This window comes from Xanthomonas arboricola pv. guizotiae (genome assembly GCF_002940205.1).
Classification (GTDB): Bacteria; Pseudomonadota; Gammaproteobacteria; order Xanthomonadales; family Xanthomonadaceae; genus Xanthomonas; species Xanthomonas arboricola_C.
This window is the reverse complement of the sequence record NZ_MDSK01000004.1, coordinates 11,580-33,404: the sequence shown is the minus strand read 5'-3', so window position 1 is coordinate 33,404 and position 21,825 is coordinate 11,580. Positions and strand designations below refer to the sequence as shown.

General features: G+C 66.9%; 23 protein-coding genes and 1 other RNA gene. 13 read left to right on the top strand and 11 right to left on the bottom strand.

What is annotated here, in order from left to right; all coding sequences use genetic code 11:
* Positions 1-22 precede the first annotated feature (22 nt).
* From XarbCFBP7408_RS03550 to XarbCFBP7408_RS03535, 4 genes are all read right to left on the bottom strand, one after another.
* Positions 23-625, bottom strand: coding sequence for a 2'-5' RNA ligase family protein (locus XarbCFBP7408_RS03550; protein ID WP_104561440.1), 603 nt, complete (start codon positions 623-625; stop codon positions 23-25).
* A 255-nt stretch (positions 626-880) separates the two neighbouring features.
* Positions 881-1,336, bottom strand: coding sequence for a PA2169 family four-helix-bundle protein (locus XarbCFBP7408_RS03545; RefSeq protein WP_104561438.1), 456 nt, complete (start codon positions 1,334-1,336; stop codon positions 881-883).
* A 218-nt stretch (positions 1,337-1,554) separates the two neighbouring features.
* Positions 1,555-1,731, bottom strand: a complete 177-nt coding sequence (locus XarbCFBP7408_RS03540) for a hypothetical protein (protein WP_104561436.1) — start codon at positions 1,729-1,731, stop codon at positions 1,555-1,557.
* Positions 1,732-1,902: 171 nt separating this feature from the next.
* The gene (locus tag XarbCFBP7408_RS03535) at positions 1,903-3,111 is read right to left on the bottom strand and encodes an MFS transporter (RefSeq protein ID WP_104561434.1); all 1,209 of its coding nucleotides are present in this window, start codon (positions 3,109-3,111) and stop codon (positions 1,903-1,905) included.
* A 246-nt stretch (positions 3,112-3,357) separates the two neighbouring features.
* On the opposite strand from XarbCFBP7408_RS03535, the gene XarbCFBP7408_RS03530 reads away from it, so the two are divergent.
* The 4 genes from XarbCFBP7408_RS03530 (at position 3,358) to XarbCFBP7408_RS03515 (ending at position 6,823) form a co-directional block, all read left to right on the top strand.
* Positions 3,358-4,452: an alkene reductase gene (locus tag XarbCFBP7408_RS03530; protein WP_104561654.1), complete on the top strand. Its 1,095-nt coding sequence runs from the start codon at positions 3,358-3,360 to the stop codon at positions 4,450-4,452.
* A 61-nt stretch (positions 4,453-4,513) separates the two neighbouring features.
* A non-coding RNA gene (locus XarbCFBP7408_RS03525) (sX9 sRNA) lies at positions 4,514-4,589 on the top strand.
* A 157-nt stretch (positions 4,590-4,746) separates the two neighbouring features.
* Positions 4,747-5,802, top strand: coding sequence for a L,D-transpeptidase (locus XarbCFBP7408_RS03520; RefSeq protein WP_104561432.1), 1,056 nt, complete (start codon positions 4,747-4,749; stop codon positions 5,800-5,802).
* A gap of 223 nt (positions 5,803-6,025) precedes the next feature.
* Positions 6,026-6,823, top strand: a complete 798-nt coding sequence (locus XarbCFBP7408_RS03515) for a hypothetical protein (RefSeq protein ID WP_104561430.1) — start codon at positions 6,026-6,028, stop codon at positions 6,821-6,823.
* A 115-nt stretch (positions 6,824-6,938) separates the two neighbouring features.
* On the opposite strand, the gene XarbCFBP7408_RS03510 is transcribed toward XarbCFBP7408_RS03515, so the two are convergent.
* On the bottom strand, positions 6,939-7,274 hold the full coding sequence (locus XarbCFBP7408_RS03510; RefSeq protein ID WP_039520205.1) for a zinc ribbon domain-containing protein YjdM: 336 nt from the start codon (positions 7,272-7,274) through the stop codon (positions 6,939-6,941).
* Between the two features lie 97 nt (positions 7,275-7,371).
* On the opposite strand from XarbCFBP7408_RS03510, the gene XarbCFBP7408_RS03505 reads away from it, so the two are divergent.
* The 4 genes from XarbCFBP7408_RS03505 (at position 7,372) to XarbCFBP7408_RS03490 (ending at position 11,050) form a co-directional block, all read left to right on the top strand.
* On the top strand, positions 7,372-8,424 hold the full coding sequence (locus XarbCFBP7408_RS03505) for a cation diffusion facilitator family transporter (protein WP_181106187.1): 1,053 nt from the start codon (positions 7,372-7,374) through the stop codon (positions 8,422-8,424).
* 276 nt (positions 8,425-8,700) lie between these two features.
* Positions 8,701-9,174, top strand: a complete 474-nt coding sequence (locus tag XarbCFBP7408_RS03500; RefSeq protein WP_104555771.1) for an FKBP-type peptidyl-prolyl cis-trans isomerase — start codon at positions 8,701-8,703, stop codon at positions 9,172-9,174.
* A 124-nt stretch (positions 9,175-9,298) separates the two neighbouring features.
* Positions 9,299-10,675, top strand: coding sequence for an Hsp70 family protein (locus XarbCFBP7408_RS03495; protein WP_104561428.1), 1,377 nt, complete (start codon positions 9,299-9,301; stop codon positions 10,673-10,675).
* A 189-nt stretch (positions 10,676-10,864) separates the two neighbouring features.
* Positions 10,865-11,050, top strand: coding sequence for a hypothetical protein (locus XarbCFBP7408_RS03490; protein ID WP_010366034.1), 186 nt, complete (start codon positions 10,865-10,867; stop codon positions 11,048-11,050).
* Between the two features lie 83 nt (positions 11,051-11,133).
* Here the strand turns inward: XarbCFBP7408_RS03490 and XarbCFBP7408_RS03485 are convergent, their stop codons facing one another.
* Genes XarbCFBP7408_RS03485 through XarbCFBP7408_RS03475 form a run of 3 tightly spaced genes read right to left on the bottom strand, consistent with a single transcriptional unit; the run spans position 11,134 to position 13,147 of the window.
* Positions 11,134-12,018, bottom strand: a complete 885-nt coding sequence (locus tag XarbCFBP7408_RS03485) for a DUF4097 family beta strand repeat-containing protein (RefSeq protein ID WP_104561426.1) — start codon at positions 12,016-12,018, stop codon at positions 11,134-11,136.
* Between the two features lie 11 nt (positions 12,019-12,029).
* The gene (locus tag XarbCFBP7408_RS03480; protein ID WP_104561424.1) at positions 12,030-12,563 is read right to left on the bottom strand and encodes a hypothetical protein; all 534 of its coding nucleotides are present in this window, start codon (positions 12,561-12,563) and stop codon (positions 12,030-12,032) included.
* Entirely contained in the window at positions 12,560-13,147 is a 588-nt protein-coding gene (locus tag XarbCFBP7408_RS03475) for an RNA polymerase sigma factor (protein WP_104561422.1), read from the bottom strand. Before XarbCFBP7408_RS03475 ends, XarbCFBP7408_RS03480 begins: the two co-directional genes overlap by 4 nt.
* Before the next feature lie 440 nt (positions 13,148-13,587).
* Between XarbCFBP7408_RS03475 and XarbCFBP7408_RS03470 the strand changes: the two genes are divergently transcribed.
* Entirely contained in the window at positions 13,588-14,181 is a 594-nt protein-coding gene (locus XarbCFBP7408_RS03470) for a mechanosensitive ion channel family protein (RefSeq protein WP_054591675.1), read from the top strand.
* 156 nt (positions 14,182-14,337) lie between these two features.
* On the opposite strand, the gene XarbCFBP7408_RS03465 is transcribed toward XarbCFBP7408_RS03470, so the two are convergent.
* Positions 14,338-14,604, bottom strand: coding sequence for a DksA/TraR family C4-type zinc finger protein (locus XarbCFBP7408_RS03465; RefSeq protein ID WP_104561420.1), 267 nt, complete (start codon positions 14,602-14,604; stop codon positions 14,338-14,340).
* 130 nt (positions 14,605-14,734) lie between these two features.
* On the opposite strand from XarbCFBP7408_RS03465, the gene XarbCFBP7408_RS03460 reads away from it, so the two are divergent.
* Entirely contained in the window at positions 14,735-14,989 is a 255-nt protein-coding gene (locus XarbCFBP7408_RS03460) for a DUF2789 domain-containing protein (protein WP_104561419.1), read from the top strand.
* Between the two features lie 173 nt (positions 14,990-15,162).
* Here XarbCFBP7408_RS03460 and XarbCFBP7408_RS03455 read toward each other — a convergent pair whose 3' ends face one another.
* Complete coding sequence (locus XarbCFBP7408_RS03455) at positions 15,163-15,336, bottom strand: DUF1328 domain-containing protein (protein WP_003489471.1); 174 nt, start codon at positions 15,334-15,336, stop codon at positions 15,163-15,165.
* A gap of 175 nt (positions 15,337-15,511) precedes the next feature.
* On the opposite strand from XarbCFBP7408_RS03455, the gene XarbCFBP7408_RS03450 reads away from it, so the two are divergent.
* From XarbCFBP7408_RS03450 to XarbCFBP7408_RS03440, 3 genes are all read left to right on the top strand, one after another.
* Positions 15,512-16,039, top strand: coding sequence for a M48 family metallopeptidase (locus XarbCFBP7408_RS03450; RefSeq protein WP_046342123.1), 528 nt, complete (start codon positions 15,512-15,514; stop codon positions 16,037-16,039).
* Positions 16,040-16,221: 182 nt separating this feature from the next.
* On the top strand, positions 16,222-17,472 hold the full coding sequence (locus XarbCFBP7408_RS22660) for a 2OG-Fe(II) oxygenase (RefSeq protein WP_181106185.1): 1,251 nt from the start codon (positions 16,222-16,224) through the stop codon (positions 17,470-17,472).
* Positions 17,473-17,627: 155 nt separating this feature from the next.
* Positions 17,628-18,728 carry a Glu/Leu/Phe/Val dehydrogenase dimerization domain-containing protein gene (locus XarbCFBP7408_RS03440; RefSeq protein ID WP_104561417.1) on the top strand — a complete coding sequence of 367 codons (1,101 nt, stop codon included), beginning with the start codon at positions 17,628-17,630 and terminating at the stop codon, positions 18,726-18,728.
* A gap of 74 nt (positions 18,729-18,802) precedes the next feature.
* Here the strand turns inward: XarbCFBP7408_RS03440 and XarbCFBP7408_RS03435 are convergent, their stop codons facing one another.
* A complete protein-coding gene (locus XarbCFBP7408_RS03435; protein ID WP_104561415.1) occupies positions 18,803-21,652 on the bottom strand; it encodes an autotransporter serine protease in 2,850 nt (949 codons plus the stop codon).
* Positions 21,653-21,825 lie beyond the last annotated feature (173 nt).

The window sequence follows — 21,825 nt, the reverse complement described above, 5'->3', positions numbered from 1 at the left end:
CGCGTACGCAGCTGCCTGCACATCAGCGCAGCGCCCACTGCCCTTCGATCTGGTAACGCGACTGGCCCAGGAAGCTGCGCCCCAGCGCGAACTCGCGCACCGTCCACGCCAGTGCGTCGCAGCGCCGTTGCGGCAACGACTGGTTGCAGTACAGCAGCGTCATATGCGGCGTGTACTGCGCATCGCCGGCAATGCCCGCATGCGCCAGCTGCCGGCCCAGCGCGCCCTGCAATTCGTACAGCCCGCGCACCTTGTCTTCGCCACGCAGCACGCAGGGCAGCTGCGAGCGCCGGCCACCGAAGGTGCCGACCCGATCGAACTCCACCTCGAACGCATCCAGCACCACGCGCTCGGCCGCCTGACTGGCGCGGCTCACCAGCGACGGCGGCAAGCCGCCCGCGTAATCGCCCAGATGATGCAGGGTCACATGCAGGCGCTCGCGCGCCAGCGGCTTGCCGTCGACATGACCACTGTGCAGCAGCCCGTCGGCGATCGCCGCAGCGCGTTGGGCGGTGCTTGCATCGGCCATGACCGCAAAGAACAGGCGCTCGGTGGTCTTTTCCTCACCTAGGCCGAGCGACAGCTGCGCCTCGGCCGAAGACAGGTACAGGAACTGCTGTTGCATGGGCTGATTCCACGACCGCGTACGCGGATCTGCCGGAAGAAGGGCGGCGGATACTAGCAGACCAAATGCATGCGTGACACGCATTCGACATCGATGCGCAAACGTGGAACGCGCACAGTGAGTGGAACAACAATCGCGCAGCACTGACCACGCGCGACACAAAGAGAAACGGGCAGCTTGCGCTGCCCGTTTCCGCCTTTATCGGTTCACTCCGCAAGCTGCATCACCTGGATGCGCCCAGGTCACGCGCGCAGCTTACGCGGCGTTCTTCATCGCATGCTTGCGGTTACGCATCACGTCGTGACATGCGCGTACTTCCGGCAGCAGACGCAGTGCGGCCTCGCGTGCGGCGGCCGGGATGTCCTGGTCGGCGATGGTTTCGTCGAACGCCTTCAACAGACGGTCTTCGGACTCTTCCAGCTCGGCGACGTAGCCGTACTTGGTATCGCCCAACGTGGCGCGCACCTTGCCGTAGAACTGCTGCATGCTGCCGACCATGGTGCCACTGGTTTCAGGCTTGCCACCGACCGACGCGACCACACTGCTCAGATTGCTGACGATGTCGGACTTCACGCCGGCGATGCGGCGGAACAACGTTGCAAGTTCGGCATCACCTACCTTGGCCGCCGCTTCTTCGTAGAAGTCCTTGCCGTCGCGGGAAATGGCGATGAGGTCGTTGAGGCTGTGCTCGGTCTTGCTCTGAATGCTCATGTGTCGCTCCTGGTTGCAATGGGCCAGCGCTGCGCAAGTTGTGGATGCGTTTGCGCTGGCTTTCGGGATGAGGCAATCGATGTGCTGATTGCATGCCTTGGCGTTGTGTACGGCCTTAGCTTGGCGGGACACACATAATCGACATGTGAGTGATGGGGTGATTGTCCTCACGCGATCATGCAGGCAATGAATGGCGATTCATCGATGCCAAGAGCAGGTCAAACCTGCTTCGGCTGCCGGCTCGCCCACATATTGTCGACCAGGTTGGGATAGGGACGACCGGCCTCCTCGGCGCGCTGCCTGGCAGCGGCCTTTTGGCTTGCGGTCAGCGGCGTGGAGGCGGATTTTCCCTTGGGTTTGCCGCGCTTCCAAGGCGGTGGCGTGTGTTCGGTCATGGCGCTGTAAGGTCCGCTTGCAGTGGAGCATGCAGTCTCGACGTGCGCTCGTGAGTTGGCCGTGGATATGGCCTTGCGTCCTGCATGGACCAATGTCGCAACCAGCACGCCATCTGCCAGCCCTGCCACTCATCACTCCAACTGCAGCAGGCAGTGCAGGCCGGCAGCGCCTCAGCAGCTCGCCAGCGACGCGCGCTGGCGGCGCTCCTGCCAGACCGCCAGCGCGTACACCAGCAGGCCGCCCAGCGCAGTGGCCGCGCCCACGTAGCCGGTCGAGGTCCAGCCCCACCCGGCGGTGATCGCCATACCGCCCAGCCACGGGCCCAACGCATTGGCGGTATTGAATGCGGCATGGTTGGACGCCGCTGCCAGGGTCTGCGCCTCCGCGGCCACATCCATCAGACGCGTCTGCAGTGCGGGCGCCAGTGCGCCCATGGTGCCGACCGCCACGATGGACACGAATACCCACAGGCCCGACTGCGCAGCCAACGGAAAGGTCAGCATCACCGCCACCGACCACACCAGCAACACCGGCACCGCGCGGAACTGCATGCGGTCGAACAGCCAGCCGCCCAGGATGCTGCCGAGCACGCCGCCGCCCCCGAATGCCGCCATCGCCAGCGGGATCTGCGCCGGCGCCACGCCTGTCACCGCGGTCAGGGTGGGCGCCAGATAACTGAAGACGCAGAACATGCCGGAAAAACCCACCGCGCCGATCGCCAGGGCCAGCCATACCTGCGGCTGGTTGAACGCGCGCAGCTCACGCAACGGCTGTTGCCGCGGCTCGTCCGGCGCAGGCGGCAGGCGCGCCGCCACTGCCCCAACCGTGCACAGCGCAAGCACCGACACCGCCGCGTAGGCCCAACGCCAGCTCACGATCTGGCCCAGCCAGGTCGCCAACGGATTACCGACCAGCAAGGCGATGCTCAGGCCCAGCAACACCCGGCCCACCGCAGTGGCGCGTTGGTTGGGCGGGCTGATCGACGCGGCCACCAGTGAAGCAACGCCGAAGTACGCGCCATGCGGCAAGCCGGCAATGAAACGGCACAGCAACATCGTGTGATAGCCCGGCGCCAGTGCACTGGCCAGATTGCCCAGCGCGTAGAACACCATCAGCAGCAGCAACAAGGTGCGCCGCGGCCAGCGCGCGCCAATGATCGCCAGCAACGGCGCACCGACCACCACACCCAGCGCATAGGCGCTGATCACGTGGCCGACCTGCGGCTCGCTGATCTGCAGGCCCTGCGCGATCTGGGTCATCAGGCCCATGGTGGAGAATTCGCTGATGCCGATCGCAAAGCCGCCCATCGCCAACGCAAACAGGATCAGCACGTAGTCGCGCCGTGATACGCGCGGCGTCGAAAGATCGGTATCGGACATGCCCGACTCCAGGATGACGGGGCGGCTTATTATTGTGCAACGCAGCAATCAACGAAAGCGCGCCGCCTGCCGCGATTCAGCGCCAGGCCCCGGCATATCACGGTCTGGCGGCTTTGGATGTGCCAGGAGACGCTGTGTCCTATCGCTATCGCTCGAATCGGCGCTGCTCCGCCACCATCGCTAGGGGGCACTCGCGATCGGCGCGGTGTCGCGCCTGGCGCGTGATCCACACCCAATTGGTTGCTGATGCCCAAATCCACCGAGTCCCCGTTGTTCTCCCCCGTGCGCCTGGGCGCACTGGATCTTGCCAACCGCGTGATCATGGCGCCGCTGACGCGCAATCGCGCCGCTGCCGGGCAGGTGCCCTCGCCGCTCGCCGCCCAATACTACGGCCAACGCGCCAGCGCCGGCCTGATCGTGGCCGAAGGCACGCAGATCAGCCCGCTGGGTCAGGGCTACCTGGATACGCCCGGCATCCACACCGCCGAGCAGGTCCAGGGCTGGCGTGCGGTCACCGATGAAGTGCATCGCCGTGGCGGCAAGATCGTGCTGCAGCTGTGGCATGTGGGCCGCGTCTCGCACACCAGCGTGCTGCCGCCGGGCGAATCGCCGGTGGCGCCCAGCGCCATCCGCGCCGAAGGCAAGACCTACACCCAGGACGGCTTCCAGGATGTCTCCGAGCCGCGTGCGCTGGCGCTGGACGAAATCCCCGCCCTGATCGAGGACTACCGCATCGCCGCGCGCAACGCCATCGATGCCGGCTTCGACGGCGTGGAAGTGCATGCGGCCAACGGCTACCTGCTCGACCAGTTCCTGCGGGATGGCTCCAACCAGCGCACCGACGCGTACGGCGGCGACATCGAAAACCGCACCCGCCTGCTGACCGAGGTGGTGCAGGCGATCGCCGACGAGATCGGCGCCGAGCGCACCGGCGTGCGGCTGTCGCCGGTCACACCGGTGTACGGCATGCACGACTCCGATCCGCAGCCGCTGTTCGAACGCGCGGTGGAGCGCCTGAACCTGATCGGCGGGCTGGCCTTCGTGCACGTGATCGAAGGCGCAACCGGCGGTGCGCGCGACAACGTCGGCTTCGACTATGCCGCGCTGCGCGCAAAGTTCGATGGCGCCTGGATCGCCAACAACAGCTACGACAAGGCGCTGTCCGACCACGCCATCCACAGCGGTTACGCCGATGCGATCGCCTTCGGCCGGCCGTTCATCGCCAACCCGGATCTGGTGCGTCGCCTGCGCGAGAACGCCCCGTTGGCCGAGCTCGACCAGGCCACCCTGTACGGCGGCGGTGCCAAGGGCTACACCGACTACCCCGCCCTGCCGAACTGAGCGCGGCTGCAAAACGCCTGCGCTCACCGCCAGGCAAGCGCGGCCGATGTCCGGAATCGGGATGTACCACGCGTACATTCCGGTTCCTGCGCACCGTCCGCACCCAGCTGACGCCTGCCCGCTCCGTTTTGTCAGCCGCACCAGGTCTGGCCGACACAGCGGCTGCGCTCGGCATAACGCGTACACAGCACGCCGCTCGCAATGCCGGCACCTTCGCAACGTAGCCATTCCGGTAGCAACCACATGACGCGTGCACCCGGCCCCGCTAGGATCGTGCCGACACTGCTCTCTGGAATGCCGATGCGGACCCTGCTCATTGCTGTTGTTTTCTGCACGCTGCTGGTCTGCGGGCCAGCGCTTGCGGTGCCGTTCTGGGGCGCGCGCCAGTCCAGCCCTGCCGAAACGGCGCCGGCCGACCTCAAGCCGGGCGAATGGATCTGGGGCGGCGTCAGCAAGGGCTGGGGGCCGATGGCGGTGATCGTCAGCCTGACCGAGCAACGCGCGTATGCGTATCGCAACGGCATCCTGATCGGCGTTTCCACCATCAGTTCCGGCAAGCCCGGGCACGAGACGCCCACCGGTGTATTCACCATCCTGCAGAAGGACAAGGACCACCGCTCCAGCCTCTACAACGCCGCGCCCATGCCGTATCAGCAACGCCTGACCTGGGACGGCGTGGCCCTGCACGCAGGCGGCCTGCCCGGCTATCCGGAATCGCATGGCTGCGTGCATCTGCCGTCGGAATTCGCGCGGCTGCTGTTCGACAATTCCAATATGGGCATGGTGGTGGTGGTCGCGCAGGCCGGCGTCAATGCAGACGATGTGGTGCACCCGCGCGCGCTCAGCCCGATCGACCCCATCACCGGCGCCGAGCGCGCACTGCTGCCGTTGCCCAACGGCCAGGCCTTCGCATGGCAACCGGAGCTGGCGCCGACCGGTCCGATCTCGATGCTGTTCAGCAGCAGCGATCAGCAGTTGGTGGTGTATCGCAACGGCGTGGAGATCGGACGCGCGCAAGTGGCATTGCGCGCGCAGATCGGCGCCGCGCCGCTGGGCACGCAGGCCTTCATCGTCGGCCAGGGCTTCCTGCCTGGCGAAGTGCCCGGCTTGCCCGGTCAACGCATGCCCAACTGGATGCGCATCGGCATCCCCGGCAGCAGCGCGGCGGCAGGGCAGCCGCTGGATGCCGACACCATCGCGCGACTGCAGGTGCCGCCGGCATTCCTGGCCGGCCTGCTGCCGCTGCTGACGCCTGGCGTGGTGCTGGTGGCCACCGACCAACGCATCCTTCCCGAAACCACCGGCGGCAAGCTGCAGGTGCTGGATTCGGATCCGCCCGAAGCACCCTGAGCACGAACTGCGCCGCGCTATCGCGGCAGCAAGGTGAAAGGCGCGCGGTGAGGTTGTGCGCGCACATGCCTGCAGCCCGGCGTCGGCATGCACTCGTATGCGCTGGCGGCGGCGAGCGCTGGTGGCCCGCCCGGTGTGGGTGAGTGCGTGACGTAACACGCGTTGCTGCGATTGTCAGCGCGACCTGCCTGGCAGACGATGCGCGCATCCCTCATCGCCAAGGATGTGCATGATGCGTTTACTCACGGCGGTTCTGCTCGGCAGCACGCTATTCGGTTACGCGTCCTCCACCGCAGCGGCCGAGCCGCTGCGCCCTGCCGCACCGAACGCCGAGTGCCTGGACGCGCGCAAGGTGACGGAGCTGCATCAAGCCGATCCGCGCACGCTGGCAGTGGCCGAACACGGCGGGCGGCTGTTCCGCATCAGCCTGGCGCAGGACTGCCCGCAACTGGCCGCACAAGCCGATGCGAGCCTGCTGGCGGCGCACGGCTGGGTCTGCAACGGTGCGCCGGCCTACGTGCGCTCGGGCCAGCAGCACTGCGCGATCAGCCAGATCGCCACGCTGAGTGCGCGCGAATACGCCAGTGCGGCACGGCAACGCGACAGCGGCATCCCGACCCTGGACGGGGTCAGCGTGCGCGAAGCGCGCCGGCGCAATTTCGCCGGCTCGTCCAGCTACTGCTTCAATCCCAGCATGCTGCGCTCGTGGTCGGAAGACGGCCAGGGACTGGTGGTGGAAGTCTCGCCACGTCACCCCGGCACGCATCGCCACTACCGCGTCGAACTGATGGACAGCTGCCGCGAACTCAGCGGCGCGCCGCCGATCCGTTTCGTCTCCGGCATGGGCCTGAATGCGATCTGCGGCAATCCCGGCGACAAGGTCGATGTGCTCGACGAAATGGCGCTTGCCGGCGCGGCTGCCGGATCCGGCCAGCAGGGCGACCTGAGCACCACGCGCGGCGGCCTGGCCGCGCGGATGCGCCAGAGTTGTACGGTGGCGGCGGTGTATCCGCGCGATTGAGCGTTGCAACGCAGGAGCGCGCTTGCGCGCGATGAGGCGGTATCGATAACGCTACATCGCGCGCAAGCGCGCTCCTACACACGCTGCAGGCTATGCTGCTGCCTCCGCAACAGCCTCAGGCCTTGCGCAGGAAACAGGTCTTCAGCACCAGGCCCTTGATCTTTTCCGAATTGCCTTCGATGTGCTCGGCATCGTCCTCGACCAGGCGGATATTGCGGATCAGCGTGCCCTGCTTGAGCGGAATCGACGAGCCCTTGACCTTCAGGTCCTTGATCACCGTCACCGTGTCGCCGGCCTGCAACAGGTTGCCGTTGCTGTCGCGCACCACCGTCGCAGTCGCGGCGGACTCGCCCGCGCTCCATTCGAAGCCGCAGTCTGCGCAAATCAGCAACGCGCCATCGGCATAGGTATTGTCCAGGCCACATTGCGGGCAGGCGGGAACGGAAGACATGCGATTCCTAGCTTCAAAACGGGCGTGGATTGTAGCGCCCCGGCCGCGCGATCACGTCTCCGGCACGGCGCCGGCGCGATAGTGCAGCGCTTGTCGAATGCCCTGCAGGTCGCACGTGCCCAACCCATCGGTTCCCCAAGCCCCCGGCGCTGCGCCAGGATCCACCGCGCCTACGGCCGGCAAACCGGGCGCGGCACAGAAAACCGGCTCGCATCTGGTCGTCTACGTCGCGCTGGCCGGCAATCTTGCCATCGCGATCGCAAAATTCATCGCCGCAGCGATTTCGGGCAGTTCGGCGATGCTCAGCGAAGGCGTGCACTCGCTGGTGGACACCGTCAACGAAGTGCTGCTGCTGTACGGCCTGCGCCGCGCCGCGCAGGCCCCCTCGCCGACCCATCCGTTCGGCTACGGGCGTGAGCTGTACTTCTGGAGTTTCATCGTCGCGCTGCTGGTGTTCGCCATGGGCGCAGGCGTGTCGCTGTACGAGGGCATCGTGCATCTGCGCAATCCCGAGCCGGCCAAGAGCCATCTGCTCGCCTACATCGTGCTCGGCGTATCGATCGTGTTCGAAGGCATTTCCTGGGTGGTGGCGCTGCGCGAATTCCGCGCCAAGAAGGGCCGCATGGGCTATTTCCAGGCATTCCGGCAGAGCAAGGACCCCAGCACGTTCACCGTGCTGCTGGAAGACAGCGCCGCCCTCATTGGCTTGTTCATGGCGCTGCTGGGCCTGGCCGGCGCGCAATTGCTGGACATGCCCGAACTCGATGGCATCGCCTCGATCGGCATCGCCTGCGTGCTGGCCTTCACCGCATTCCTGTTGGCGCGCGAAACCAAGGGCCTGCTGATCGGCGAACCCGCGCATGCGCACGTCACCGAATCGCTGCTGCGCATTGCCACCAGCGATCCGGATGTGCGTGCCGCCAACGGTGTATTGACCATGCAGATGGGTCCGAACCAGGTGGTCGCCGCGCTGAGCGCCGAGTTCGAAGACAGCCGTACCACACCACAGATCGAAGCCTGCGTCGGGCGCATCGAAGCGGCCGCCAAGCGTCAGCATCCCGAGCTCACCGCGCTGTTCATCAAGCCGCAGACGCCGGAAACCTGGCACATGCGCCGCGCCCAGATCGAACGTGGGGCCGAGAAGGATTAGCGCACGGCAGGCCGTGCAAGGCGTGCATCGCGATACAGCCAGACGCCGCAACGTAACGCGCATCGACCGGCTCACCTTCGAGGACCAACGGCATCGCGCAGGAAGCAGTTGCATCGCAAAGGTGACATCGTCACCACCAAGCTGATCCTCGCCCTAACCGCAGCCCCGGCTGCGGTTGCATCATCCGCGTCGATTGCCTACGGTAGGCGGGCACCACCTCTTGGCGTCGTGAGTCAGCCGACGCATCCCACTCGATCACCATCATGGAGGTTTCCAATGGAAATCAGCCAGGGTCGCGTTGCGACCATTCATTACACCCTTTCCGACGACAGCGGCCAGGTCCTGGACCGTTCGACGCCGGACACGCCATTGAGCTACCTGCACGGCGCCGGCAACATCGTGCCCGGCCTGGAACAGGCACTGGACGGCAAGCGCGTCGGCGAGACACTCACTGCCGATGTCGTGCCCGAACAGGGCTATGGCCCGCGCCACGAGCAGTTGATCCAGCAGGTGCCGCGCGAGGCGTTCCCGACCGATGTCGAGGTCGTGCCGGGTGTGCAGTTCGAGGCGCGCACCCAGCAGGGCCCGGTGCTGGTCACCGTCACCGAGGTCGGTCCCGAGCAGGTCACTGTCGACGGCAACCATCCGCTGGCCGGGCAGACCCTGCATTTCGCGGTCGAAGTCATCGAGGTGCGCGAAGCCACCACCGAAGAACTGAACGAAGGCCAGGTCGCCAGCGTCGCGGCCTGATCGGGTGTGCCGCGTGCCTGCGGGCATGCGGCAGTTCGGCCGCTGCGACGTCCGAACCCAGCGCGACGGCCGTCGCCGGCGGCAGAAGGTGTAAAGTGCGCGGCCCGCTCACAGGCCCGCCTGCATGAAACTCGGCATCGACTTCGGTACCAGCAACTCCGCCGCTGCGGCGATCGTCGATGGCCAGGTGGTACCGGTGCGCTTCGGCGAGGCCCTGCAGTTCCGCACCACGGTGTATTTCCCCGAGACCATGCGCGACCCGGACGATTTCAGCCTGACCCCGGCGCTGGAATACGAGGTCGAGCGGCTGATCGACTCCGGCCGTCGCGACGCCGCCGCGGCCGGCCGCACGTCCAGCACCGACAGCCTGCGCCGCGACGCGATCCGCATCGTGCGCCGCCAGTGGATGGAAGAGCAGGTGCGCGAACCGCGCAGCTCCGCCGCCCTGCTGCAGAACGCGGTCTACGGCGACGACGCGCTGGATGCGTATTTCCTGGAAGGCGAAGGCAGCCTGGTGCAGAGCCCCAAGTCGATGCTGGGCTACAACCTGCATCCGCGTGCGCGCCAGACCATCACCGGCATCGCCACGCACGTGCTGGAACACATCCGGCTCACCGCCTCGCGCCAGTTCGACATCAATATCCGCAGTGCCACGCTGGGCCGCCCGGTGCAGTTCCGCAGTTCCATCGGCGAGGCCGGCAACGCCCAGGCGCTGGAGATTCTGCAGACCGCCGCCATCGCGGCCGGCTTCGACAGCGTGGATTTCCTCGAAGAACCGGCAGCGGCCGCAATGCATTACCACGTCAGCCACGACAGCCGTCACGACACCGTGGTGGTGGACATCGGCGGCGGCACCACCGACATCGCCCATGCCAGCGTCGGCGGCAGCGCCGCGCCGCAGGTGCACCGCGCCTGGGGCATCGCGCGCGGCGGTACCGATATCGATCTGGCGCTAAGCCTGGCCGCCTACATGCCGCTGTTCGGCCGCGGCATCACCCGCGTGCCCTCCCACCATTACGTGGAAGCGGCGATGGTGCAGGACATGACCCGCCAGCGCGAATTCCGCCTGCACAAATACCAGGACGTCCCCGCCCCGTTCGACAAGCGCCTGCAGGCGCTGCAGGACACCGGCAACACTGCGCGCCTGTACCGCGGCGTGGAAGCCTGCAAGATCGCGCTCAGCGAGCGCGACCGGCACCAGGCCGGGCTGGACTTCATCGAACGCGGGCTGGAGGTGGAGGTGCAGGCCAGCGCGCTGGTTGCGTCCGCTTCCAGCTACCTGGGCGAACTGGAAGGCTTGCTTGCGCAGGTCCGTGCCGACCTGGACGCGCCGCCGGCCACGCTGTTCCTGACCGGCGGCATGTCGCGTGCCGGCTATATCCGCGACACGGTGGCAGCCGCGTTCCCGCAATCGCGCCTGGTGCAGGGCGATCCGTCCTTCGGCGTGGTGCAGGGCCTGGCCTGGGCGGCGGCACGCCAGGCCCGTCCGTCGGACGGTTAAGGCAACGCGCGTCCGCATCCCTTACAATGCGCGGTTGCTGCATACCGCTTAGCCGGCTTGTCAGCAAGGCACGCTTGCCGTGCCGCCGCGATTGCGCACCGAACGCGACCGCACCTCTCGACACCGCTTCCGCGCGCGCCACCCTAGCCGCACGCGGTGTCACCGCACTTCCCCGCTACAGGAGGCCACATGGCACGTCCCGCGACCAAGCAGAAATCCCAGCCCAGCATCGCTCGCAGCGAAGGCAAGTCGCAGCCGCTCAGTCGTGAGCGCATCGCTGCCGACATCGCCGCGTTCCGCAAGACCGGCGGCCGGATCGAAGTGCTCACCACCAACTTCGGCCCCGCGCGTAACGACGGCGACAAGATCGCCTAAGCGTCACCCGCAAGCCGCAGCGTTGTACCGACGTGCCACCGCAAGGTGGCACGTTCGTTTCCGGCCACAGTTGGCGCAGCCGCTCAGTTGCCGTAATCGATGCGCACCGAGCCGGAATGCGATTCCAGTTTGATGTCGCCATTGCCGGCCCCCAGCCGGGTTCTCAGGCGCTTGCCCGGGCCGTACTCCGGCCGCTCCACCTGCCCGGCCACCGAACGGATGTCGCCGCTGAACACCTCCACCCGCAGCGCTGCCGACACGTTGCGCGGCACGCCCAGGCTGATCGTGCCACTGACGCTCTCTGCAGCGATGCTGCCGCCCGGCGCCAGACCGGCCACCGTCAGCGCCGTTGCGCCGGACACGCTCTCGGCGCGCAGCTGCGACACTTGTCCCGCGCCGATGCGGATCTGGCCGGAGACGGACTCGACCGACACTACGCCGCTGGCGCCGGCCGGCGCATCGATCTGCCCACTGACCGTGCCCAGGCTCAGCCGTGCGCTGGCCACCGTGCTGCGCAGCGCGCCGCTGACGGTTTCCAGGTGCGCTTCCCTGGCGCGTCCGGCTGCGACCACGTTGCCGCTGACCGACTTGAGCTGCAACCGCGCCAGATCGACCTGATCGACATCCACCGAGGCACTCACCGCCTCCACCTCCAGCAGCGCCGCGCGCGGAACCCGCAGCTCCAGTTGGGCACCCCTGCTGTTGCGGTTGTTACGCGGGTAGATCACCTCGAACTGCAGCCGGTCCGGGCTCTCATCCACCTCCAGGCGCTGCCCCTCGCCCAGGGTGCCGGTCAGCGCCACGTCGTTGCGGTCCCAGCCGCGCACGCGGATCTGCCCGGCGAGGTTGTCCAGTTCCACGCGCCCGCCGCGCGTCAGCGGATGGCTCTGCTTCACGGTGGTCTGCGCTGCCGCCGGCAGTGCGCAAAACGCAAGCAGCAACAACACGGATAGATGGGCGTAACGCATGGGCATGCTCCTCAGCTTGGAAGGGACGTCTCGCCCTGCGCGGCAAGACGGGTCAGTTGCAGGCGCTTGGCATAGGTGCGTTGCAGCTGCGACAACAGGAATGCAGAGCGCGGACTCTGCGCGATGGCGGCGTGGATGGCCTGCGTACTCTGGTCCAGCTCGGCCAGCGCCGGGCGCAGATCGGCCGGCACCTGCTGCACCGGCACTGCATCGATGGCCTGCCGGTACTGCCCGGCCATTGCCTGTGCCTGCGCCACCAGGCCAGGGCGCGCCGACGCTGGCGCTGGCGTCTTGGTCGAGCGATCGAGCCCTGGCACGATCGCCACCACCACCAGCGCGGCGGCAAGCGCCACGCCGAACGCGGGCCAGGCCCAGGCACGCCGGCGGCGCGGCTGCAGCGCAACCACGTTGGTGTGCGGCGTCAGTGCGGGCGCGATGCGCTCCCAGAGCTGCGCCGGTGGCTGACGTTGTTGCGGCAACGCACGCAGACGCGCGGACAACGCAGCGTCATCGGTTGCGGACGGATCGAGCGGATCGTGGTTCATGCAATATCTCCCAGCCGCACGCGCAGCAGGCCGCGCGCGCGATGCAGTTGCGCCTTGGAACTGCCGACCGCCATCTGCAGTTGGTCGGCAATTTCCTGGTGTTTCCAGCCTTCGATATCGTGCAGCACCAGCACCGCGCGTGCGCGCGGCGGCAGCGTCTCCAGCGCGCGCTCCAGATCCATCCGGGTGGCGTGGCAGGCTGCGGCGCCTGGAACGGCAGCGAGGATCTCGCCATCGGCATCGTCCACCATCTGATCGCCCGCAACCGGGCGCGCCCGCAGCTCCATCAAGGCCGTATTGACGGCCAGCCGGTGCAGCCAGGTGCCCAGCGCGCTCTGGAAGCGGAATTGCGGCAACGCCTTCCACGCGGCAATGAAGGTCTCCTGCAGCACATCGTCGGCACGCGCCGCATTGCCGCCGCACAGACGCCACACCACCGCATACAGGCGCGGCGCATGCCGGCGGTAGATGGCCTCGTAGGCGGTGCGATCGCCGCCGGCGGCGGCACGCGCCAGCGCCGCGTCGTCGCGGCCGGCCGGACCGTCACAAGCCGAGGCATCGATGGGCATGGAGGTGTCGAGCATATCCACTTGGATGCGCCAGGCAGCGCAAAGGTTTAAACCGGACCCAGGTATTTTTCGAGCAGGGTTTCAGGAGCGGCCGACAAACCTATTGCGCCGCCGCCCGACGGGCCTCGCCGGTGCTGGGAAGTTGCCGGTCCGCCGCGCCGGGCAGCTGTGGCGGCGCGTTGTCGCGTTGTCCGCGCATGGCAGCAGTTCAACGCGTTGACCGGTTGCAGCGTCATCGCAGGACTGGGTCGCTGCCGTATCGCTGTGTCGGCCTCCATCGATGTGGGTGGAAAAGCGGCGAGCGCCTCCGGCCACGCACAGCTGCAATGCCGCAATCCATCGCAGCACCCTTGACTCAATCTCGCTGCCGCCGCCGGGCGCGCGTTCACCCCGCGCACCGGCCGCGCAATGACGCCCCCGTTACAATGGGCGTCACTGTGAACCTGCACGATCCGATGTCCGCGTCCGACGCTTTGCCCACCATGATCCGTAGCCTGCTGCCGCACTGGAATCCGCAGTGGCTGACCGTGGCAGTGTTGACGGTCCAGATCGTGCTGATCCTCGCCGTTGCCGCGCTGGTTCGGTTACTGCTGCGGCAAGTGCTGCGCCGCCTGTGTACGCGCTACAGCCTGCCGGCGGAAATGATGATCGGTATCCGTCGCGTGGGCAGCTTCGTCATCTCTGTCACTGCGGTGCTGACGGTGCTGAACGTGCTGGGCGTCTCCAGCGGCACCTTGTGGACCGCGTTCACCGGATTCGCGGCAGTCGGTGCGGTGGCGTTCTTCGCGGCGTGGAGCGTGCTGTCCAATATCTTCTGCACCTTCCTGATCATCACCACGCGCCCGTTCCGTCTGCACGACCACATCGAACTGCTGGAAGGCGGCGACAAGCCCGGCCTGAAGGGCCGGGTGATCGACATCAACGTGATTTACACGACCCTGGAAGAAACCGGCGACCACGCCGGCAGCGTGCTGCAGGTTCCCAACAGCCTGTTCTTCCAGCGCACCACGCGCCGTTGGCGCGAGACCAGCCACTTCAACGCCAACTGAGGGCGTCTGAGAAAACGTAGTGAGCCGTTATCGGGTGACTCGGTCGGGCGTCGCAAGGACACGGCGTGCGAATGTCGCATGTAGACCCGAGCGATGCCCGCAGCCGCCTGGCGGCAAGCGCAGTCGTTTGCCGGTTGGCCTGAAGCCGCGTGGCAATCAACGCAGCTGGCTGTCCTTGCTGCCCCGACGGTTGTAGCCCCCTTGCGCCGCCTGCTCCTGGTCGTGCGCCTGCTGACAGTTCACGCACAGGTGCACGCCCGGCACGGCCTTGCGGCGCGCCTCGGGAATGGGCGCATCGCACTCTTCGCAGCGTGTCAGGCTCGGGCCCCGATGCAGCTGGCTCCGCGCGCGCTTGATCGCATCCTCGACAGTCGCATCGATCTGGTCCTGCACCGCCCCATCACCTGCCCATCCGGTCGCCATGTTCGCCTCGGCTTGTCTGCTCGCAACTGAAATATGGGAATGCGCTTGGCAAATCCAGGCCGCACGTGCACGGCGTGCTCAAACCAGGTGCTTTAGCATGCTCCCATTCGCACTCTTCGAGGAAGTCGCAATGGAACAACCCGTCCACCCGTTCTCCGAATTATTCGCCCAGTTGGGCCTGCCGTCGGATGAGGCCAGCATCCGCAGCTTCATCGATGAACATTCTTCGCTGCCGGGCGACATGCGCCTGGAGGAAGCGCCATTCTGGACGCCGGCGCAGGCCCAGCTGCTGCGTGAAGAGCGCCTCGACGATGCCGACTGGATCGTGACCATCGATCAACTCAATATCGCCCTGCACACCACTGCCGAAGACACCGGCGTCTGAGCCGCGCAGGAGCGCGTCAGTCGCCCTGCGCTAGACCTCGCTTGCGGCCTTGCTTGTCGTTGCGTCGGTTGATCAGCTTGCAGGAACAAAAAAGGAGCGGCCACTGGCCGCTCCTTTGCACTCCGGCCGCTGTAGCCGGCAGGCGAACCGCATACCGACGTACGCCTCGGGCGTCAGGTCACCTTTTTGGCGATCGTCATGCCGAGCACGAACAGCACGATGGCGATGATGATGCCGGCCCAGAACAGGAACTTGGCAATCCCCATTGCAGCGCCCGCCATGCCGCCAAACCCGAGCGCACCGGCAATCAGTCCGATGATGGCGAAAATAATGGCCCACTTGATCATGTTTGTTGTCTCCTCATCCGGCACGATGCCGTGTTCAGCCGTGTGCTTGCGCGGTCGTGCCGCAAAACATGCGCTGCACGCTACGCACCCGGATGTGCCGCATTCGTGAATACGCCTGACACATGACGCCACATTCGCGCGTGCAGATTCGCCAGCAGCGCCTGCATCGGCGATCATGCGCAGCTCGCAGCAATCGATTGGCATGGACACTCTTCGCTATCTCGCCGGTTACCCGCCCGCCGTCCTGGATCAGGTGCGCGAGCTGATCGCGCAGGACAAACTTGCCCTGGTGCTGGCACGCCGCTACCCGGATCGCCACAGCATCCGCACCGACCGGCAGTTGTACGACTACGTCAAGGCCATGAAGGAGCGCTACATGCGCTCCTCGCCCACCCTGCACAAGGCGCTCTACGACAACCATCTGCAGGTGGTGAAGCATGCGCTGGGTACGCATACGGCGATCTCGCGCGTCCACGGCAGCCGGCTCAAGGCCAGCCGCGAGATCCGCATCGCCTCGATCTTCCGCGATGCGCCCGAACCGTTCCTGCAGATGATCGTCGCCCACGAGCTGGCGCATCTGAAAGAGGCCGATCACAACAAGGCCTTCTACCAGCTGTGCAACCACATGAGCCCGGACTACCACCAACTGGAGTTCGACCTGCGCCTGTATCTGACCCACCTTGCGCTGTCCGCCGATGCTTGATCGCGCACCGGCTAGACGAGGCAGCCCATCGCTGCGACCACCGGTCCAGGGCGACCGGTGGTCGCCGGGGACGCACGACCTGCATTGATCTCGGCGAGGCTGCCGTCGGCCTACGCGGACCGCAGCGGCGCCCGCCTGGGATCAGGCACGACAGGGTTGCCGGCCTCTCCTAGAATGCCTCCATGCAGGCACCGTCCCTCCAGCAGCTCACCCAGGCCGCACAGACCGCCCAACCCGCGGCAATGACGGCGCTGGCACATGCATTGGTGCGTACCGGGCAGCCCGAGCAGGCGCTGGCGTGGTACACGCGCAGTGCGGCCGCAGGCGATGCCGGCGCGCAAATCGAAGCCGGCCGCATGCTGGCCTACGGTGTGGGTTGCGAGGTGGACCTGGCCCGTGCGCAGGAGCACTGGCAACACGCCGAGCGCCAGGATGTTGCGGCAGCGCGCTACCTGTTGGCGACCGTGGCCATCACCGACGCCCCGTTGATGCTCGACACGCAGGCGCAATCCCGCTTGCATGCAGCGGCCGCAGCCAACTACCCGCCTGCGCTGCGCGCGCTGGCCATCCAGCACGGCCGGATCGATCACCCCGCGCAGCAACGCAGCTGCGTTGCCTTGCTGGAGCGCGCCGCCGCAGCCGGTGACGCACTGGCTGCCGCGCTATTGGCCGAGCGTCTGCTGCGTGGCGAAGGCGTCCCGCCGCAACCCGACGCTGCGGCGCAGCTGCCGCGGCAATTGCAGCCGCTGGGTATCGCCGCGGCGCCTGCCGTGCGGATCACGCCGCCGGATCCGCTCGGCGACGATCCCCGCATCCGTTTCGCTGCCCGACATGTCGCAACGCGCCGCCACGACGCGCCCATGATCGAAGAAGTCTGCGGCGTGCTGTCTGCTGACGAGTGCCGCCTGTTGATGTTGCTGGCGCGGCCGCACCTGCGCGCCTCCGAGGTGGTCGACCCCGACGATGCGAGCACGCGCCGCGCGCCGATCCGCACCAGCCGCGGCGCCACCCTGGACCCCATCCTCGAAGACTTTGCCGCGCGTGCGGCGCAGGCGCGCGTGGCGGCCTGTGCGCAGCTGCCGCTGACCCATGCCGAAGCGCTATCGGTGCTGTGCTACGCGCCGGGTGAGCAGTACCGCGCGCATCGCGACTACCTGCCGCCCGGCACGATCGCGGCCGACCGCCCCACTGCCGGCAATCGCCTGCGCACCGCCTGTGTCTACCTCAACGACGTCGACGCGGGTGGCGACACCGACTTCCCGGTCGTGGGCGTACGCGTGCGCCCACGTGCCGGGTCGGTGGTGTGCTTCGACAATCTGCATGCCGATGGCCGCCCCGACCCCGACTCGCTGCACGCCGGCCTGCCGGTCAGCGCAGGGAGCAAATGGCTGGGAACGCTGTGGTTCCGGCAGCAGCGCTATCGGCATTGGTGAACAGATTCATACACTAGCCCCCGCCGACGTGGTTTAAAATGTTGCAGCGCGACGTGATCGGACAGGGTCTGCAGACGTCGCGTTTTTGTTTCCCATTGCACGGGTTCCGGCCCGGCCTCAGGGAAGGCACATCACGCAGCCCCGCGGAGCCTTCGATGCTTTTCGAAACCCTCGACACCACCGGCCACGAGCAGGTGATTTTCTGTCACAACCGCGACGCCGGCCTGAAGGCGATCATCGCGTTGCACAGCACCCGTCTCGGGCCTGCGCTGGGTGGCGTGCGCATGCGCCCCTACTCCAATAGCGAGGCGGCGCTGGACGATGCACTGCGGCTCAGCCGCACCATGACCTACAAGAACGCGCTGGCGGGATTGAATGTCGGCGGCGGCAAGGCGGTGATCATCGGCGACCCCAGGAGCGACAAGAGCGAGGCGCTGTTCCGCGCCTTCGGCCGTTTTGTCGATACCCTGGGCGGGCGCTACATCACCTCCGAAGACGTCGGCACCGACGTCAACGACATGGAACAGATCTACCTGGAGAGCGAGTACGTCACCGGCGTGCACCAGGTGCATCGCGGCTCCGGCGATCCGGCCCCGTTCACCGCCTATGGTGCCTTGCAGGCGTTGATGGCCTCGCTCAATCGCAGGCTCGGCCACGAGGAAGTCGGCAAGACCAGCATCGCGATCCAGGGCCTGGGCCATATCGGCATGGAGCTGGTGAAGCTGCTCAAGGAACGCGGCGCCAAACTCTATGTGGCCGATCTGAACCCGGCGCTGGTGGATCGAGCGGTGGCCGAATACGGTGCCGAAGCGGTCAGCATCGAGGAGATCTACCAGGTGCCGGCCGATGTATTCGCACCCTGCGCGCTGGAAGGGGCGATCAACGAAGACACGCTGCCGCGGCTGAAGGCCAAGATCATCTGCGGCACCGCCAACAACCAGCTCGCCAGTGCCGCCATCGGCGAAGAGCTGCACAGGCGCGGCATCCTGTATGCGCCCGATTACGTGGTCAATGCCGGCGGCGTGATGAACGTGTCGCTGGAGATCGACGGCTACAACCGCGAACGCGCGATGCGCCTGATCCGCAGCATCTATCACAACCTGGAAAAGGTGTTCGACCTGTCCTCCCGGTTGGGCGTGGCGCCGCAGCAGGCGGCCGACCAGATTGCCGAGGCGCGCATCGAGGCCATCAGCAAGCTCAAACTGCCGCTGGGCCGCACCGCGCCGCGCTTTTTGCACAAGCTGCGCGGCGAGTGACCCATCTGTCCAGGCACGTTGCCTGGACAGGCGACGCACCGATCAAACGCGACCGATCAGACCTGCAACGCCGATCAGAAATCGGCGCTGTAGCGCAGGCTCAGCGCGCGATCGTCGCCGCGCTCGCCCACCCGCTGGTCGTAACCGAAGCGCAACTGGCTCTGCGGCCCCAACGGCGCGGCCGCGGTGATGCCGAACAGACCACCCGAGCGCGCCGGCTGCATGCCGCGCAACGGCGCCCACGCATCCACGCCGACGAAGCTGGCATCCAGCGTCAGGCCTTCGCTGCTCAATGCCTGCTGCCATTCGGCATAACCGCCGAGCTGCACGCCGCGCCACCGATAGGCCGAACGCAGGCCGGCCAGCACCTGGGTGCGCGAGGAGGTGCTGGCATCGGCACGGAAGCCGAAGCCGTCGCCACCGCTTTCGCGGAATCCCTCGCTGCGCAGACGCACGTAATCCAGTCCCATGTAGGGCGTCAGGCTGGCGCGCCAGCCACCCAGGCGGTACCCGGTTTCCAGGTTGCCGCTGAGGTAACTGCCGCTGTAGTCGCTGAAGGCACTGCTGCGGTCTTCGCCCAACTGCAGGCTGCGCTCGATCTGCCGGTTGACGTTGCCGAAACCCAACTGGCTCAGCGTGTACGCCGAGCCGAGTGTGGTGCCCCAGTACAGCTGCCCCTGCACCTGCCGATCGCGCCCGCGTGCGCCGTCCAGATCGCCCAGGCTGTTGGAGCGCGTTTCGCCGAAGGCAAAGCCGGTGACTGCGCCCGACGCCAGGCGCAGGTCGTTGCCCATCATCCAGCCGGAGGTGGCGAATCCTGCGGTAGTCACGCCACCCTCACCCGGCCCACCGAGCGCGCGTTGCCAGACGCCCAGCATGCGCGGCTGCTGCGACACCCCATCGAAATGCGCGGCCAACGCACGCCTGCCCAGATCGATGGTGTCGAAGGTCATCGCTGCCGACGCGGCATGCGCACGCCCGGACAGACTGCGCAGCGAATCGGCGGCAGCCTTGGCATCCGGCGACTGCTGCAACGCCGCTGCGGCGCGGATAAACCCGCTGCTGATGCCGGCAGTGCCCTGCAGTTGCTGCGCATCCACCTGCTGGAACGCCTGCTCGACGCGGATTGCCGAATCCATCGCTGCCGTGCCGGTCATACCCAGCGTGGCGGCGACGGCGGTGGCATTCAAGCTGCGCAAGGCAAGGTAAGCCGTATTGCTGTCGTACGTCAGCGAGGCATCCAGGAAGGTCACGGCCGCGCCGCGGCTGAGCGTGTCGAACGTGCCCTGCAACCCGCTGCTGGCTTGCAACAGCGTGTAGGTCGCGTTGTCGACCACGTAATCGCGGCGGCCGAGCACTTGCAGATCACCTGCAATCGTCGCGGTCCCGGTCACGTTCACCCGGTCGCCCACGTTCAAGGCGAGGCGACCGTTGCTGGCCTGCGTGTAATTGCCCGCGATCGACAGCGTCGCACTGTTGACCTGCAGGGTGCCGGCGTTATCGACGCGTCCGCCGATCCTGCCCGCACCGATCAACGTCGCACCATTGAAGATGTCGACGCGCGCGCTCTGCAGACTGGCCGTCTGCAAGGTGCCGTCCAGCACCTGGGTATCGCCGGTGAATGTGTTGTTGGTGCTGCTCAGTATCAGCGTCCCGGAACCGCTCTTGCTCAAACCGCCACTACCGCTGATGTCGTTTGCCCATGTCGAGCGCAACTCATCGACGGTGACATTCACCGTGCCCCAATCGAAGCGCGCCGGCCCCAGCACCGCCTTGCCGACATTGAGCAGGCCGTAGCCGAAGGTCGGGTCGACGCCGGTCGCGCCCAGATCGGTGGCCGTTCCCAATAGCGTCTGCCGCACCAGGTCGTTGCTGAAGTACGGAAACGCCTGCCACACCAGCGCAGCCGCACCGGAGACCAACGGCGCCGCAAACGAGGTGCCGCTGCCGTAGAAGTAGCGAATATTGCTGGCGGTCGCATCGGGGTCGAGGAACATCGAGGTGCCCGGCGCCACCAGGCAATAGCGCATCGCCACGCCACAGGCATTGGAGTACGAGGCCAGCTGCGTGGGATTGGCGGTATCCAGCGCAGCGACGACCAGCCAGCCGCGCTCCAGATCGGCGGCCGGCAGCGTGACGTTCGGGCCCGGCTGGCTGGGCAGCGCGGCGGTATCGGAGGGTTGCGATCGGGATTCGTTACCCGACGCGAACACCACCAGCCCATCGTTGCCGATGACGAACGGCCGGTATTCCTGCGCAATCTGGTTGGTCACCGCCGGGTCGTTCCAATACAGCCCGCCCCAGGAATTGTTCATGATGCGCACGCCTGCGCTGATCAGATCCGCATGCACCGGACCCAGGCCAAGCGGGCCGTCGACCTCGTTGCCTTGACCGCTGCCGTCATCGTCCGGCGCCTGGTCGCTGATGATGCGTGCCGACACCAGGCCGGCGCTGCTGGCGATGCCGCCCGGCCACAGGCCCACTGCGCGCCCGGCTGCCAGCTGTGCGACCACCGTGCCGTGGCCCACCACGTCGCCCACAGCAACATTGTTGGTGCGCGGATCCACATAGATGAAGCTGTCGCTGACCCGTCCCTGCAAGGCCGGATGAGTGGGATTGATGCCGGTATCGATCACGCCGATGCGATAGCCCGCACCGGTGAATCCCAATGCCTGCGCAGCGCGTGCGTTGGTCAGTGCCAGATGTGCGTCGAATGCCGGTTCCGGCGTCGTCGGCGGTGCGACCACCGGCGGCGGAGGCGGCGGCGGTGAAGTCGGCGGCGGTGGTGGCGGTGGCGACGTCGGTGGCGGTGCCGTCGGTGTGCTCGGACGAATACCACCGCCCCCACCACCGCCGCCACACGCGGTCAATGCCACGGCCAACGCCGAGGCCAGGACAGTCCTGGCGACGTCTGTCTTGTTCATTTGGATGTTTCCCCGAACCCATTCCATGGAGAGGCCCCAAACCCGGGCCCGAACGCCATCTTTATACTGCATCCTCACACGGCTGTCGCAGCCGGTTGCGTAGCGAATGTCGCAGCGCCGGGAGCGTGCTGGCGCGAACCGCGCATGAGGCAGATAATCGTTTCACTTTAAAC

What these genes read in the sequence shown, in the direction of transcription:
- XarbCFBP7408_RS03465 (WP_104561420.1), bottom strand. Translation starts at nt 14,604, where the DNA reads ATGGCGACCGGATGGGCAGGTGATGGGGCGGTGCAGGACCAGATCGAT.
- XarbCFBP7408_RS03530 (WP_104561654.1), top strand. Translation starts at nt 3,358, where the DNA reads ATGCCCAAATCCACCGAGTCCCCGTTGTTCTCCCCCGTGCGCCTGGGC.
- XarbCFBP7408_RS03545 (WP_104561438.1), bottom strand. Translation starts at nt 1,336, where the DNA reads ATGAGCATTCAGAGCAAGACCGAGCACAGCCTCAACGACCTCATCGCC.
- XarbCFBP7408_RS03455 (WP_003489471.1), bottom strand. Translation starts at nt 15,336, where the DNA reads ATGATCAAGTGGGCCATTATTTTCGCCATCATCGGACTGATTGCCGGT.
- XarbCFBP7408_RS03460 (WP_104561419.1), top strand. Translation starts at nt 14,735, where the DNA reads ATGGAACAACCCGTCCACCCGTTCTCCGAATTATTCGCCCAGTTGGGC.
- XarbCFBP7408_RS03540 (WP_104561436.1), bottom strand. Translation starts at nt 1,731, where the DNA reads ATGACCGAACACACGCCACCGCCTTGGAAGCGCGGCAAACCCAAGGGA.
- XarbCFBP7408_RS03495 (WP_104561428.1), top strand. Translation starts at nt 9,299, where the DNA reads ATGAAACTCGGCATCGACTTCGGTACCAGCAACTCCGCCGCTGCGGCG.
- XarbCFBP7408_RS03535 (WP_104561434.1), bottom strand. Translation starts at nt 3,111, where the DNA reads ATGTCCGATACCGATCTTTCGACGCCGCGCGTATCACGGCGCGACTAC.
- XarbCFBP7408_RS03515 (WP_104561430.1), top strand. Translation starts at nt 6,026, where the DNA reads ATGTGCATGATGCGTTTACTCACGGCGGTTCTGCTCGGCAGCACGCTA.
- XarbCFBP7408_RS03490 (WP_010366034.1), top strand. Translation starts at nt 10,865, where the DNA reads ATGGCACGTCCCGCGACCAAGCAGAAATCCCAGCCCAGCATCGCTCGC.
- XarbCFBP7408_RS03520 (WP_104561432.1), top strand. Translation starts at nt 4,747, where the DNA reads ATGCCGATGCGGACCCTGCTCATTGCTGTTGTTTTCTGCACGCTGCTG.
- XarbCFBP7408_RS03500 (WP_104555771.1), top strand. Translation starts at nt 8,701, where the DNA reads ATGGAAATCAGCCAGGGTCGCGTTGCGACCATTCATTACACCCTTTCC.
- XarbCFBP7408_RS03470 (WP_054591675.1), top strand. Translation starts at nt 13,588, where the DNA reads ATGTCCGCGTCCGACGCTTTGCCCACCATGATCCGTAGCCTGCTGCCG.
- XarbCFBP7408_RS03480 (WP_104561424.1), bottom strand. Translation starts at nt 12,563, where the DNA reads ATGAACCACGATCCGCTCGATCCGTCCGCAACCGATGACGCTGCGTTG.
- XarbCFBP7408_RS22660 (WP_181106185.1), top strand. Translation starts at nt 16,222, where the DNA reads ATGCAGGCACCGTCCCTCCAGCAGCTCACCCAGGCCGCACAGACCGCC.
- XarbCFBP7408_RS03450 (WP_046342123.1), top strand. Translation starts at nt 15,512, where the DNA reads ATGCGCAGCTCGCAGCAATCGATTGGCATGGACACTCTTCGCTATCTC.
- XarbCFBP7408_RS03485 (WP_104561426.1), bottom strand. Translation starts at nt 12,018, where the DNA reads ATGCGTTACGCCCATCTATCCGTGTTGTTGCTGCTTGCGTTTTGCGCA.
- XarbCFBP7408_RS03550 (WP_104561440.1), bottom strand. Translation starts at nt 625, where the DNA reads ATGCAACAGCAGTTCCTGTACCTGTCTTCGGCCGAGGCGCAGCTGTCG.
- XarbCFBP7408_RS03510 (WP_039520205.1), bottom strand. Translation starts at nt 7,274, where the DNA reads ATGTCTTCCGTTCCCGCCTGCCCGCAATGTGGCCTGGACAATACCTAT.
- XarbCFBP7408_RS03505 (WP_181106187.1), top strand. Translation starts at nt 7,372, where the DNA reads ATGCCCTGCAGGTCGCACGTGCCCAACCCATCGGTTCCCCAAGCCCCC.
- XarbCFBP7408_RS03440 (WP_104561417.1), top strand. Translation starts at nt 17,628, where the DNA reads ATGCTTTTCGAAACCCTCGACACCACCGGCCACGAGCAGGTGATTTTC.
- XarbCFBP7408_RS03435 (WP_104561415.1), bottom strand. Translation starts at nt 21,652, where the DNA reads ATGAACAAGACAGACGTCGCCAGGACTGTCCTGGCCTCGGCGTTGGCC.
- XarbCFBP7408_RS03475 (WP_104561422.1), bottom strand. Translation starts at nt 13,147, where the DNA reads ATGCTCGACACCTCCATGCCCATCGATGCCTCGGCTTGTGACGGTCCG.